Below are 13866 nucleotides of genomic sequence, written 5' to 3' on the forward strand. Positions count from 1 at the left end.
GGCTCGACTTCCGCCGGGGCCTGCCCCGTGAAGCTGGACGGCGCCTGCCACTGGATACGCGGGGGCTCGGCCAGCGGGCGGCCTCCGAACTCCGCCAGCCAGGCGGCGACCATGGCAAGGTTCTCCCGCCACCGCGCCTCGGAGATGGGCGGCAGGATCGAATCCCACAGGGAGAGGAAGGTCCCCCGCAACTGGAGCTGCCCGTAGGGCCGGGCGAGGAACCACATGTGCAGGTGCGCCGAGCCGTCGCCCCAGCGGTTGACGTGCACTCGGGCGACCCCGTCGAGGGACCGGATGGCCCGCTCCAGCCGTACGGTCATCACCCCCAGTTCGGCGGCGAGCAGGTTCGGCAGGTCGCCGAGGTCCAGATGCGAGCGGGATTCCAGAATCAGCACCATCGGCAGCCCGGTGGGGCGGTCCATGGCGCGTACCCGCCATCGCTCACCCACCCAGATGTAGGCGTCGTCGGGGGCGTTGCAGGCGGTGCATTCCCGGTGTCCCTCGCCCTTGCGCGGCGGCTCGACCGGGACCGGATCATCGAGTTGCTTGACACGAAGGTCGCCCTCGAAGGGAAAGGACGGCCACTGGGTGAAGTCCGGAACAGAGGGAGGGGTGTCGTGCACGACGCTGACACTAACCGGTTCCGGCACCGCTGTCCCTACCCGAACGATCGACCGGGCGGTCCCGCTCCGGCCGTGACGGGAGAGCCGGGAGCGGCTCTGTCCACAGGTATCCACAGTCGTCCACAGGCTGATGAGACGCCGGACACACCCCGTCATCCACAGGCTGTCACCCCATTCCACGCGGGGTTTCACGTGAAACGGGGCTGCCTGTGGATAACTGCTGTGGATAACTTTCGGGCACGATCCCGGATTCTTGCGCCGAGGTGGAGTAGCCGGTTCCACGTGAAACCGGGAGGCGGCGTCGGGCGGTTCCGTCCTCGCTCGTCGACGGCCGCTGGAGTCCTCCGGTGGCTCGCGAGCCACCCGAAGGTCGGGACCACCGAGCGGCCGCTCGCGAGCCGCCATAGGTCGGGACCGCCGAGGGGCTGGGGCCAGCGCTGGGATCGGTGGTTGGAGAAAGCGCCGGACGCGGGAACGACGGACAGGCCCGCAGCCGTCTTCGCCGAGGCCCACTCATGCGTCCCCGTGGGCCTCTTCCCGTCGCCGCCACGACCGTCCGCATCGTCAGCGGGATGGCGGTGGTCGGCATCGCCATCGGCGGAAATCGCCGTCGGCTTCAGACCCGAACTCCGCCGTTCCACGTCGTCGCCGCGAACCAGCGGGGACCGTCCATCGCTTTCGCGCTCGATACCCTTGAACCCTCTGTGCCGTGCTGCGTCGCGACAGACCGCAGAACATCCGAGACCTCAGAACCGCCGAGACGACGCAACGTCCGAGTCGACAGAACCGCCGACACGACGGAACGTGCCGCTGCCCGGCGTCGGCGTCGGCGTCGGCGTCGGCGTCGGCGTCGGCTACACCCTGCACTCCGAGCCCGCCTCGCCGAGATCGGCGCCCACCTCAACGAACCCGGACACCCTGCCTGGCCGAGACAGAGGAGGCCGAGACAGAGGAGGCCGAGGAGAGAAAGACCGAGGCAGAGAACCGCCGAGACAACGGAACGGCCGGCCAACAAGACGGCCGAAGAATAAGACGGTCAGGGCGACGGGTCGGCCAAGACGACAAGACATCAGGCCATCGGTGAGGCGTGGACACTGGGCGCCGCGTCTTGTCGGTGAGTAGCGGAGTGCCGGGCAGGGTGGCGCCGGTGTGGTGAGCCGGGGTCTCTCGCGGTGCTGAGCGGTCCCGCCTGGCGCATCCCACCCCCGCGGTACCGCTCGGCACCGCCGGAGTCCTCAACGCGCGCTGAGGGCGTCGACGAGGCGGGTGGGGGGGTTCCCTCCGGGCGGTGCTTCCGCCACCGGCCTCGTGTTCACCGAAGGGCGCGGCAAGGGTCGGACCCGATCAGAGCTCCTCGGCCCTCAGGGTCCCGCCATCATTCGTGCCGGCACCCATCGCATCGCAGATCGCAGGAACCGGCCGGGTTTCACGTGAAACCGCTCGAGAGGGCCCCAAGAACCGCTCCGACCCAGGTCCGGGTTTCACGTGAAACGGCGCCGCTTGCCCTCAAGTGCTTGAACCCGCTGGTACGGGTAACGCCCGACGTCTCGACCCCGCAGCACATGGAACGGCCGCGTGATCCGGGGATCACGCGGCCGGCGGTGGTGCCGTACGCGGCGGCGCGGGGCCCGGCCGTGGAGCCGAGCCGCACCGACCGGGGTCAGGCCTCCGGCTCCTCCTCCTGGCCGACGCCGATGAGGCCGACGATCCGCTCCAGGTCGTCGACCGTCGCGAACTCGATGGTGATCTTGCCCTTGCTCCGGCCGATGTCCACCTTCACCCGGGTGTCGAACCGGTCGGAGAGCCGGTCGGCCAGATCCGTGAGAGCGGGGGCGTGCGGCTTCGGACGGCGCTTGGCGGCTTCCTTCTTGCTCGTACCGTCGCTCAGGGCCAGCGCGACGATCTCCTCGGTCGCGCGGACCGACAGGCCCTCGGCGACGATCCGGAGTGCGAGCTGCTCCTGCGCCTCGGGCTCGTCGAGGCTCAGCAGCGCCCGGGCGTGCCCGGCGGAGAGAACGCCGGCCGCGACCCGCTTCTGCACCGGCGCGGGCAGGTTGAGCAGTCGGATGGTGTTCGAGATCTGCGGCCGGCTCCGCCCGATGCGCCGGGCGAGTTCCTCGTGGGTGGCGCCGAACTCGTCGAGCAGCTGCTGGTACGCGGCTGCCTCTTCCAGCGGGTTCAGGTTCGCCCGGTGGATGTTCTCCAACAGCGCGTCGCGCAGCATGGCGTCGTCCCGGGTGTCCCGGACGATGGCGGGGATGCTCTCCCGCCCGACGGCCTGCGCGGCCCGCCAGCGCCGCTCGCCCATCACCAGCTCGTACTTTTCCTCGTCGAGCTGCCGTACGACGATCGGCTGGAGGAAGCCGACCTCCTGGATCGAGGTCTTCAGCTCCTCCAGGGCGTCCTCGTCGAAGACCTGGCGCGGCTGCTTGGGGTTCGGCACGATCGCGTCGACCGGGATCTCGGCGAACCGGGCCCCCGGCACGGGGCTGAGTTCGGGCTGCGGCTCGGGCTGCGCCGCCACGGGCGGAGTCGCCGCGGCGGGCAGAGCCTCCGTCGGCGTACCGGCGGCGGCACCGGTCGACGTCTCTGCCGTCTCCACCGGCTCGGCGGCCGTGGTCGGCTCAACTACGGCGGTCGGCGCCGGCCCGGTCGGGATGAGCGCCCCCAGGCCTCGTCCCAGACCGCCCCGAGGACGGTTCTTCATGCCACGCCTCCCAGCGACTGTTCCGCACTACGCATTCCGGCCCACCGGCTCCTTGACGCCACGCTCGGCGATCTCCTGGGCGGCTTCGAAGTAGCTCGTCGCCCCCCGCGATCCCGGATCGTAGGTCATCACCGACTGGCCGTAGCTGGGTGCCTCCGAGACGCGGACGTTGCGGGGAATGACCGCCTGGAGCACCTTGTCGCCGAAGTGGTTCCGCACGTCCTGCTCGACGGCGTCGGCCAGCCGGGTGCGCCGGTCGTACATGGTCAGCAGGATGGTGGAGACGTCGAGCTTCGGGTTCAGGTGCTGGCGGACCAGGTTGATGTTGTTGATCAGCTGGTTCAGCCCCTCCAGCGCGTAGTACTCGCACTGGATCGGAATGAGCACCTCCTGCGCGGCCACGAGCGCGTTGACCGTGAGCAGGCCGAGCGAGGGCGGGCAGTCGATGAAGACGTAGTCGAAGTGGCCGGGGTAGGCGGCGATCGCCCGGGCCAGCCGGGACTCGCGGGCGACCACTGAGACCAACTCGATCTCCGCGCCGGCGAGGTCGATCGTCGCCGGTACGCACCAGAGGTTGGGGATGCCCTCGACGCCCTGGGCGACCTCCTCCAGCGGCACGCTGTTGATGAGGCAGTCGTAGACGTCCGGCACACCGGTGTGGTGCGGGACGTTCAGCCCGGTGGAGGCGTTTCCCTGCGGGTCCAGGTCGACCACCAGCACCCGGTTGCCGTGCAGGGCGAGGGCCACCGCAAGGTTCACCGTGGTCGTGGTCTTTCCCACGCCGCCCTTCTGGTTCGCGACGCACATGACCCGGGTCCGTTCCGGCCGAGGCATCGTCACCTCGCCACTCGGATTAAGGATCTGCACGGCGCGCATCGCCTCCATAGCCAACGGTGGGTCATCCTCTTCGCGCGTCGGGGTTTCACGTGAAACGTACGCGGCCTCGGCGGCAGTGGCTCCGGGGGAGCCGACCGGGGGCGCGGACGGGTCAGTGACGGGAACGGGTTCGGGAGTCGCATCCGGCACGGAGTCCGGGGTGGGCTGCTGCGGTACGGCGGACTCGAACCGGGCCGAGGCCGAGGCGTTGCGCCGGATGGGAATCACCCGACCGCCGGCAGAATTGCCGGCCCGCGGCACGTCGGGTGCGGCGCGGGTCGCCGGCGGCTCCGGCACGACCGGCTCGACGCCGCCCGGCCGGGCCGCCGCATCCCGGTCCGGCGGCCGGATCGACGGCCCTTCGGGCGACCAGCTCGGGTAGTCGGTTTCACGTGAAACGGGGTCGCCCGCTGACCCGGTCACGCGTGGATCGTCGTACCTTCCGTCGTCATGCACCTGTCATCCCTGCCCGCTTCGGATGGTCGGTCCGCACCCCGTCAACTGGCCGTACGCGATCGCACCGCGGAGCGTACGGCCCGGCGGGAGCGGCGGGACCGGTGAACGTCCGTTGCCGCCCGCTCCACACTATCGACGCGCAGCCAGCCTACGGCTCACGGGCGCAGCCGGTCCACGTCGGGTTCTCATCCTTCCGTCCACCCGTACCGGTTCAACGAACCAACCGCCGGCCGGGAAGCCGGTAGGCGGACATCCCGGAAGGTCCGAGAGGGACTCAACGCCGCCGGGACCGGCCGCCGCGCGACCTCTTCGCGGCCTTCGGCCGGGCCGGCCCGACCATCCGCTCCCGCACGATCTCCACCACGGTGGTCGGCGGATCGATCACTCCCTCGCCGCAGCGGTGCACCTCGGGCTCACCACCACCGAGTCGGGCCACGGTCTGCGCGTGCTCGGCAACCTCCTCGGCGGCGGACGCCCCCTTGAGGGCGATCAGCCGACCGCCGGGCACGGCCAGCGGCAGGCACCACGTCGAGAGCCGGTCCAGCGGTGCGACAGCGCGCGCGGTGACCACGTCCCCGCTCAACGGACCGAGGCCCGTCGCCCCGGTCGCCGCCTCGTCGGCGCGCCCCCGGAACACCCGGACCATCTTCGCCAGCCCGAGGTGCTGCACCGCCTCGATGAGGAAGGAGGTGCGCCGGGAGAGCGGTTCGATCAGGGTCACCGTCAGGTCGGGTCGGGCGATGGCCAGCACCAGGCCGGGCAGGCCGGCCCCGGAACCGACGTCGAGCACCGTCGCGCCCTCCGGGATGCGCTCGGCCACCGCCGCGCAGTTGAGCAGGTGGCGATCCCAGATCCGGGGTGCCTCGCGCGGGCCGATCAGGCCGCGGACCACGCCGTCGGTGGCGAGCAGTTCGGCGTACGCGGCGGCCAGGTCGATGCGGTCGCCGAAGAGGGTGCGCGCCGCACCGGCCAACTCCGGCGGCAGTACCGCCACGGTCGCAGACGCGCCCTCAGGGGCAACGACCGAGGGCGGCGCGCCCTCGGAAGTGTCGGTCGGTGACGGCGCGTCCTCAGGGGCGACGGCCGAGGGCGGCGCGCCCTCGGAGGCGTCGGTCGACGGCGCGGTGTCGGCGGTCACGGTCGGCTCGGGCCGGACAGGCGACGGCCCGGGCGGCGTGCCACCCGGGCCGTCCACGGCACCGGCCGTGGTGTCGTCGTGGGTCACCCGGTCAGTCCGCCGGCCGGACGATGATGCGCCGATTCGGCTCGACGCCCTCGGACTCGCTCTCCACGCCGTTCATCGCGTTGACCACGTCGTGCACGCACTTGCGCTCGAACGCGGACATCGGCTCCAGGCGCACGGGCTCGCCGTACTCCTTGACCTTCTCCACGGCGTTCTTGGCGACGGCGGCGAGTTCCTTGCGACGGGTCGCCCGGTAGCCGCCGACGTCGAGCAGCAGCCGGCTCGGGGTGCCGGTCTGCCGGAAGACGGCCAGCCGGGCGAGCTCCTGGAGCGCCTCCAGGGTGGCGCCGCGCTGGCCGACGAGGTTCTGCAGACGACCGCCGACCACCTCGACGACGGGGCGACCGCCGGAGACCAGCTCGTCGATGTCGCCGTCGTAGTCGAGGATGTCGAGCAGGCCCTCGACGTAGTCGGCCGCGATCTCGCTCTGCCGGAACAGCTCGCTCTCGCCGACGGCCTTCTTCTCCCGGGTGCCCGACTCCTCGTCGGTCTCCTCGGTCTCGCCGTTCACCGCGGTCGGCTCGGTCCCCTCCTCGTCCAGGGACTCGTCGGCGCGGGGGGTGCTGGTGTCGGTCACGGTCTCATCTCCGTACTCGCTCGGCCGGACCGTCGGGTCCGCTGGTTTCCCGGGGCCGGCGGGAGGTCGCCGGTGTCCACGGGCACGTCTGTCGTACGGGCAGTCTCGCCCGTGGCCGCGCCGCGCGCGGCGGTTCCGCCCGGCGCCGGCCGTACGGCGGCTGCGCGGTGCGGAACGGGCCGCCGCCGGTCTCCCGACGGCGGCCCGGATGTCCTCAGCCCTGCCGCTTGGCGGGGCCCTTCTTGGGGTTGACCGGCTTGGCGCCCGGCTTGGGGCCGGCGACCTTCGGCGCGGCCGGCTTGACCGGGGCCGGCGGGGCCGACTTGGCGCGACCCAGCAGGCCGCCCGTCCTCGCCGGCTGCACCGGGTTGCGGGCCGAGGTGCCCGGCTTGCTCATGGTGGGCGGCGGCGGGAACTTCCGCAGCACCCACTGCTGCTGCGCGAGGGTGAAGAGGTTGTTCGTGACCCAGTAGATGATCACACCGATGGGGAAGATGGCACCGGAGACGAGCAGCGACAGCGGGATGCCGTAGAGCATCAGCTTCTGGATCATCCGCTGCTGCGGGTCCTCGGCCCAGCCGGTCTTCAGGATCATCTGGCGGCTGGTGAGGTACGTGGTGCCCATCATCACCAGGACGAGGATGCCGGCGATGATCTTCACGGTGGTGCCGTTGGCGCCGAGCCGCGCCAGTTCCTCGGCGGTGGAGCCGAACTTGCCGGCGATCGGCGCGGTGAAGAGCTTCGCGGACGAGGCGCTCTCGAACTGGCTGATCGTCCAGCCGTAGAGGGTCTTCCCGGCCTCGCTCTTGTCCGGGTTGAGCCGCCGGAGCACGTGGAAGAGGCCCAGGAAGACGGGAATCTGGAGGAACATCGGAAGGCAGCCCATGAGCGGGTTGGCCTTTTCCTTCCGGTAGAGCTCCATCATCTCTTTCTGGAGCGTCTCCCGGTCACCCTTGTGCTTCTCCTGCAGGGCCTTCACCTGCGGCTGGAGCGCCTGCATCGCCCGCTGCGACTTGATCTGCTTGACGAAGACGGGGAAGAGGATCACCCGGACGGTGACCACCAGGAAGATGATGGCGAGGATCCAGGCCCAGTTGGTGCCGATCACCGCCGGATCCGGCACCCCGACGAAGTCCCAGGCCCCGTGCCAGACCAGCAGGATCCACGAAATCGCGTAGTAGATCCAGTCCAGACTCAATTCTCAGGCTCCAGTCACATCGGCGCGGCGGCGGCCGCCCGGCTTCGGCACCGGGTCGTGTCCACCTGGGTGAAAGGGGTGGCAGCGCAACAGCCGCCGGGCCGTCAGGCCAGCTCCCCGGATCGCGCCGTGCACCGCCACCGCCTCCAGGGCGTAGGCGCTGCACGACGGGTAGAACCGACAGCGGGCCGGCAGAGCCGGACTTATCCACCGACGGTACGCGATGACGGGCCCGCTCAGCACCCGGGCACCGATCGTCGTCGGCCGGGGCCCGGCCGGTCCGGTGGTCACCGGGACCGCCGCCCGCGGGGCGCCTTCGCGGCGACGATCGCCGCGTCCAGGTCGGCGCCGAGTCGCGGGTACGAGGCGTCGGCAGCGGCGGGCTGCGCGCGTACGACCAGGGTGCTTCCCGGGGGCAGACCGGCCAGCCGCTCGCGGACCAGGTGTCGCAGGCGACGCCGGACCCGGTTGCGGACCACGGCGTTCCCGACGGCCTTGGACACGACGAAGCCGGCGCGGGCAGGTGCGGAGGGTTGCTCCGTACCGCTGCTCCGCGCCGGCTCCGGCGAGGTTGCTGTCGGGGCGTCGGGGGTTGTCGGCAGACTCAGATGGACGACGACCGCGCCACGGCCGGCGCGTCGACCACCCCGGACCGCTGCGGCGAAGTCAGTGCTGCGCCGCAGTCGCTGTGCGGCCGCCAGCACGACTGCCCACGTCCCCCGGACCTGACCGGTCGGCCTCAGGCCGACAGGCGGGCGCGGCCCTTGGAGCGACGGGTCGAAAGGATGGCGCGGCCGGCACGGGTGCGCATGCGCAGCCGGAAGCCGTGGGTCTTCGCGCGCCGGCGGTTGTTCGGCTGGTAGGTGCGCTTGCTCACGTCAGGCTCTCCGTTTTCGTACGCCCCGGGCGAGGGGTCGCCGGGATCGTGTGGTGGTCCAGGCCACCTCGGCGGTGGCCCCCGATCGGTGCTGCCCGGCGGCGCGGGACCTCGGCGATGCGGGGAAGCGACCGCGGACAGCAAGCACCTAACACCCTAGCAGAGGGCGAGAGAGCAGCCATTCCAGCCTACGCAGGGCGGCAACCACCGTCAAACACCCTCAGCAGGGCGGACACCGGGCCTTCCCGGCGACCAAAGCGACGGTTTTCGCTGATGTCGGCAAGGGCCGCCGCGCGTCGGCGGTTGATGGCGCGCCGACAACGCTGTTACCGTGCCCGATTGCGGTCAGCGTCGAAAGGTCCGGTCGTCGCCGGCGGGCAAGACCGGACAAGGTAGTGAATCGTTCGGCACGGTGAACCCGCTTCAGCGCCCGTTCAGGCAGGGGGCAGGTCCGACCCGCGTCCGGCGGGCGGCCACAATCGGTGCGTACACAGGCTGTGGATAACTTGTGGACGAGAACCGGTCGGCCGTCCGGTGGGTGTCGTTCCACCCGCGCGTACGCGGCGGGCCCGGGACGGCCGACCGGAGAAGACGGCGGCGTCGGCGGAGCAGAGGCGAGGGGGTGGCACGACGGTGACCGGTACGACCGACCTTGCCGCGGTGTGGACAGCGACGACCGACGAACTCGCCGACGAGATCATCTCCGCGCAGCAGCGGGCGTACCTGCGGCTGACCCGGCTGCGGGCCATCGTCGAGGACACGGCGCTGCTCTCCGTCCCGGACGCCTTCACCCGGGACGTGATCGAGTCCCGCCTGCGCCCGGCGATCACGGATGCGCTCACCCGCCGGCTGGGCCGGCCGATCCAGGTCGCGGTGACCGTACGCCTGCCCGAGGACGGCTCCGGCCGCCCGGCGGGGACCGTCTACCGCAGTGTTCCCGAACCGGGGCCGGCCGACCACGACGGCGGGCCGCGCGGCTACGCCGACGCCGACTACGACGGGATGGCCGGGCAGCGGGACGGCGGGCCCCACGACGCCGGGCAGCCGCCACTCATCCCCGAGCAGGCGCACCCCCAGCGCCGGCCCGACGCGTCTTCGCCCACGCCCGGCGACGACGGGCACCGGCTGGGCGACCGTGGCGGGCAGGAGGCCCTGTTCAGCACCGCCTTCGCCGAGCCGCCGCGCCCCGACCGGTCGGCGCCGCCGCGGCACCCGTCCGAGCGCCGGGGCTACGACGAGCAGGCCGCCCGGCTGGACCCGCCGGCGGCCGACACCCGGGGGTACGAGCCGCGCTACCGCGAGGACGCCGTCTCCCCCCGGGACCAGCACGTGATCCGGGCCCTGCCCCGCGACACCGGCACCGACAACGGGCCCGGACGAGGTGGCGCGGATCACCGGCCCGGTGGCCGGGACGACCGCCGCATGCCCGGCGCCGACGGCGGGGGCAACCGGCTCAACCCGAAGTACATGTTCGAGACGTTCGTCATCGGCTCGTCCAACCGCTTCGCCCACGCGGCGAGCGTCGCGGTCGCCGAGTCGCCGGCGAAGGCGTACAACCCGCTGTTCATCTACGGCAGCTCGGGGCTCGGCAAGACGCACCTGCTGCACGCCATCGGGCACTACGCCACGACGCTGGGCAACGCGCGCTCGGTCCGGTACGTCTCGACCGAGGAGTTCACCAACGACTTCATCAACTCGCTCCGGGACGACAAGACCAGTGCGTTCCAGCGGCGCTACCGCGACGTCGACATCCTGCTGATCGACGACATCCAGTTCCTGGAGAACCGCGAGCGTACGCAGGAGGAGTTCTTCCACACGTTCAACACCCTGCACAACGCCAACAAGCAGATCGTGATCACCTCCGACCGGTCGCCGAAGCAGCTCGCGACCCTGGAGGACCGGCTGCGTACCCGCTTCGAGTGGGGACTGCTCGCCGACATCCAGCCGCCGGACCTGGAGACCCGGATCGCGATCCTGCAGAAGAAGGCGGCGCAGGAGCGCCTCTACGCCCCGCCGGACGTGCTGGAGTTCATCGCCTCGCGGGTGTCGAACTCGATCCGGGAGCTGGAGGGCGCGCTGATCCGGGTGACGGCGTTCGCCAGCCTGACCCGTTCCACGGTCGAGCTGGCGCTGGCCGAGGAGGTGCTGCGGGACTTCATCCCGGACGGCGCCGGGCCGGAGATCACCGCGGACCAGATCATGGTCTCCACCGCCGACTACTTCGGGGTGAGCCTGGAGGACCTGCGCGGCCACTCTCGCTCCCGGGTGCTGGTGAACGCCCGCCAGGTGGCCATGTACCTGTGCCGGGAGCTGACCGACCTGTCGCTGCCCCGGATCGGGCAGGCCTTCGGCGGCCGCGACCACACGACCGTGATGCACGCCGACCGCAAGATCCGTCAGCAGATGGCCGAGCGCCGGTCGCTCTACAACCAGATCGCGGAGCTGACCAACCGGATCAAGCAGAACACCTGAGCGACGGCCTCAGCTCGCCGCGCGGCGACGGACGCGCCCGACCGGACCACCGGTCGGGCGCTTTTTCGTTCTCCACAGCCGGCCCGGCTTGACCCTCGACATGGTCCAGGCCACAGCATCTGAGCCGTGACCGTCCACCGCCCCGATCGTTGTCCACATCTCGTTGTCCACCGCCTGTGGAAAACTACCGCCCGTCCACCCCATGGTTACCCACAGGTTGTGGACAAACCCTGGGGACGAGCCTGTGGACGCCTGGGGACAACCCGGCGGTTGTCCACCGACGACGGTCGACCTGTGGGGAACCTGTTGAAGGTTCTGGGGATGACGCCGTCCGCACGGCTTCCGCCTGTCCACAGGTCTGGGGAGAAAGTCGGTGGATTACCGGTGGATAACCGGTGGACAACGGTGGACAACCTGGGGGTGCCGGCCGCCTGTGGACCGGGAGGCGAGTTGTACCCCGGGTTCTCCACAGGTAAACCACCGGTGGATAACGTGTCTGAGCTGCGCAGACGCGGGTTCTCCACAGTTTGCACAGGTGCGATGAAGATGACGAGTTATCTCTTCTAAGAGAACAAAAACCAATCATCACCGTTGGACTTCCTGTGGATCGGGCCGTGCGCCGCCGTCGGCGGTCGCCCCGGCACCTGGATCCACGGGGTCGGACGCACGGCCGATGCCCGCGCGCCATAAGGTGCGATGGGTACCCGCACGGACAGGCGGGTCGGTAGGCAGCGGTCGGCATGAGAGAGTTGTCGCTGACGTCGACGCGGAGGCATTGATGAAGTTCCGAGTGGAGCGCGACGCGCTCGCCGAGGCCGTGGCCTGGACCGCGAAGAGCCTGCCCAACCGGCCGTCCGTACCGGTGCTCGCCGGCGTGATGCTGCGCGTCACCGACGGCAACCTGCAGGTCTCGGGCTTCGACTACGAGGTCTCCAGCCAGGTGACCGTCGAGGTGCAGGGGGACGCCGACGGCGCCGCCCTCGTCTCCGGCCGGCTGCTGGCCGAGATCACCAAGGCGCTGCCCGCCAAGCCGGTGGACATCGCCGCCGTCGGCGCCCACCTCGAGCTGGTCTGCGGCAGCGCCCGGTTCACCCTGCCCACCATGCCGGTCGAGGACTACCCGTCCCTGCCGGAGATGCCGGAGAGCACCGGCACCGTCGACGCCGCCGCCTTCGCCGCCGCGGTGGCGCAGGTCGCCATCGCCGCCGGGCGCGACGAGACGCTGCCGATGATGACCGGCGTACGCATCGAGCTCTCCGGCGGCACGCTGGCCATGCTCGCCACCGACCGCTACCGGCTGGCCCTGCGCGAGATGGAGTGGAACCCGGACGACCCCGAGGTGAGCGTCAACGCCCTCGTGCCCGCCCGGACCCTGCACGACACCGCCAAGGCCCTTGGCCCGATCGGTGGCCAGGTCATCATGGCGCTCTCCCAGGGCGCGGCCGGCGAGGGAATGATCGGCTTCGCCGGCGGCACCCGGCGCACCACCAGCCGCCTGCTCGACGGCGCGAACTACCCGCCGGTGCGCTCGCTCTTCCCGGCCAGCCACAACGCCGAGGCGCGGGTGCCCGTCAGCACCCTGATCGAGGTCGTGAAGCGGGTCGCCCTGGTGGCCGAGCGGACCACCCCGGTGCTGCTCAGCTTCAGCACCGACGGCCTGGTGGTCGAGGCCGGGGGCACCGAGGAGGCGCGGGCCAGCGAGGCCATGGAAGCCACCTTCACCGGCGACCCGCTGACCATCGGCTTCAACCCCCAGTACCTGATCGACGGCCTGACCAACCTGGGGGCCCAGTTCGCCGTGCTCTCGTTCGTCGATGCCTTCAAGCCCGCGGTGATTTCGCCCGCCGGTGAGGATGGCGAGGTCATCCCCGGGTACCGGTACCTCATCATGCCGATCCGCGTCTCCCGCTGATCGCACCCCGAGAAGACCCCGACGCACGGAGGTAGGAACACATGCAGCTCGGCCTGGTAGGGCTCGGCCGGATGGGCGGCAACATGCGCGAGCGGTTGCGCGCCGCCGGGCACGAGGTGGTCGGCTTCGACCACAACGCGGAGCTGAGCGATGTCGCGACCCTGGCGGAGCTGGCGGAGAAGCTGGAGTCGCCCCGCGCGATCTGGGTCATGGTCCCCGCCGGCGTCACCGACGCGACCATCGACGAGCTCGCCGACGTCCTCGGCGAGGGCGACATCATCATCGACGGTGGCAACTCCCGCTTCAGCGACGACGCGCCCCGGGCCGAGCGGCTCAACGAGCGCGGCATCGGCTACCTCGACGCCGGCGTCTCCGGCGGCGTCTGGGGCCGGCAGAACGGCTACGCGCTGATGGTCGGCGGCGCCCAGGAGCACGTCGACCGGCTCATGCCGATCTTCGAGTCGCTGAAGCCGGAGGGCGAGTTCGGCTTCGTGCACGCCGGGCCGGTCGGCGCCGGGCACTACGCCAAGATGGTGCACAACGGCATCGAGTACGGCCTGATGCACGCCTACGCCGAGGGCTACGAGCTGATGGCCAAGTCCGAGCTGGTCACCAACGTGCCGGGGGTGTTCAAGTCCTGGCGCGAGGGCACCGTGGTCCGTTCCTGGCTGCTCGACCTGCTGGACCGGGCCCTCGACGAGGACCCGGAGCTGGCCGAGCTGAGCGGCTACACGGAGGACACGGGCGAGGGCCGGTGGACGGTCGACGAGGCGGTCCGGCTGGCCGTGCCGCTGAACGTGATCACCGCCTCGCTCTTCGCCCGCTTCGCCTCCCGCCAGGACGACTCGCCCGCCATGAAGGCCGTCGCCGCGCTGCGCCAGCAGTTCGGCGGGCACGCCGTCCGCAAGCGCTGACCGGAATCCAC

11 protein-coding genes and 1 pseudogene are annotated in these 13866 nt (G+C 71.1%); 3 read left to right on the forward strand and 9 right to left on the reverse strand.

The features are described from left to right. Nucleotides 1-28: 28 nt before the first annotated feature. From ACLQ22_RS11760 to rpmH, 9 genes and pseudogenes are all read right to left on the reverse strand, one after another. Nucleotides 29-623 (reverse strand): annotated as a pseudogene (locus ACLQ22_RS11760) (hypothetical protein); the annotation flags it as partial. 1660 nt (nt 624-2283) lie between these two features. Continuing rightward, nucleotides 2284-3330 carry a ParB/RepB/Spo0J family partition protein gene (locus ACLQ22_RS11765; RefSeq protein WP_425692301.1) on the reverse strand — a complete coding sequence of 349 codons (1047 nt, stop codon included), beginning with the start codon at nt 3328-3330 and terminating at the stop codon, nt 2284-2286. A gap of 27 nt (nt 3331-3357) precedes the next feature. Next, nucleotides 3358-4434, reverse strand: a complete 1077-nt coding sequence (locus tag ACLQ22_RS11770; protein ID WP_425692473.1) for a ParA family protein — start codon at nt 4432-4434, stop codon at nt 3358-3360. A 502-nt stretch (nt 4435-4936) separates the two neighbouring features. Continuing rightward, the gene (gene rsmG / locus ACLQ22_RS11775) at nt 4937-5656 is read right to left on the reverse strand and encodes a 16S rRNA (guanine(527)-N(7))-methyltransferase RsmG (protein WP_425692302.1); all 720 of its coding nucleotides are present in this window, start codon (nt 5654-5656) and stop codon (nt 4937-4939) included. 235 nt (nt 5657-5891) lie between these two features. Beyond that, on the reverse strand, nt 5892-6482 hold the full coding sequence (locus ACLQ22_RS11780; protein ID WP_425692303.1) for a protein jag: 591 nt from the start codon (nt 6480-6482) through the stop codon (nt 5892-5894). A gap of 214 nt (nt 6483-6696) precedes the next feature. After that, nucleotides 6697-7680: a membrane protein insertase YidC gene (gene yidC, locus ACLQ22_RS11785; protein WP_425692304.1), complete on the reverse strand. Its 984-nt coding sequence runs from the start codon at nt 7678-7680 to the stop codon at nt 6697-6699. A gap of 3 nt (nt 7681-7683) precedes the next feature. Next, nucleotides 7684-7923 (reverse strand): membrane protein insertion efficiency factor YidD, encoded by a 240-nt coding sequence (gene yidD, locus ACLQ22_RS11790; RefSeq protein ID WP_207914193.1) that lies wholly within the window; start codon nt 7921-7923, stop codon nt 7684-7686. A 44-nt stretch (nt 7924-7967) separates the two neighbouring features. Beyond that, complete coding sequence (rnpA, locus tag ACLQ22_RS11795) at nt 7968-8384, reverse strand: ribonuclease P protein component (RefSeq protein ID WP_121397402.1); 417 nt, start codon at nt 8382-8384, stop codon at nt 7968-7970. A gap of 35 nt (nt 8385-8419) precedes the next feature. Then, nucleotides 8420-8557, reverse strand: coding sequence for a 50S ribosomal protein L34 (rpmH, locus tag ACLQ22_RS11800; RefSeq protein ID WP_089002791.1), 138 nt, complete (start codon nt 8555-8557; stop codon nt 8420-8422). A 660-nt stretch (nt 8558-9217) separates the two neighbouring features. Here rpmH and dnaA point away from each other — a divergent pair. The 3 genes from dnaA to gnd all read left to right on the forward strand — a co-directional run bounded on the left by dnaA (nt 9218) and on the right by gnd (nt 13855). Further along, the gene (gene dnaA, locus ACLQ22_RS11805) at nt 9218-11029 is read left to right on the forward strand and encodes a chromosomal replication initiator protein DnaA (RefSeq protein ID WP_425692474.1); all 1812 of its coding nucleotides are present in this window, start codon (nt 9218-9220) and stop codon (nt 11027-11029) included. A 778-nt stretch (nt 11030-11807) separates the two neighbouring features. After that, nucleotides 11808-12941 (forward strand): DNA polymerase III subunit beta, encoded by a 1134-nt coding sequence (gene dnaN, locus ACLQ22_RS11810; RefSeq protein ID WP_425692305.1) that lies wholly within the window; start codon nt 11808-11810, stop codon nt 12939-12941. 41 nt (nt 12942-12982) lie between these two features. Continuing rightward, on the forward strand, nt 12983-13855 hold the full coding sequence (gene gnd / locus ACLQ22_RS11815; protein ID WP_366641500.1) for a phosphogluconate dehydrogenase (NAD(+)-dependent, decarboxylating): 873 nt from the start codon (nt 12983-12985) through the stop codon (nt 13853-13855). The last annotated feature ends 11 nt before the right edge of the window (nt 13856-13866 follow it).

The organism is Micromonospora sp. DT178 (genome assembly GCF_049841695.1).
Classification (GTDB): Bacteria; Actinomycetota; Actinomycetes; order Mycobacteriales; family Micromonosporaceae; genus Micromonospora.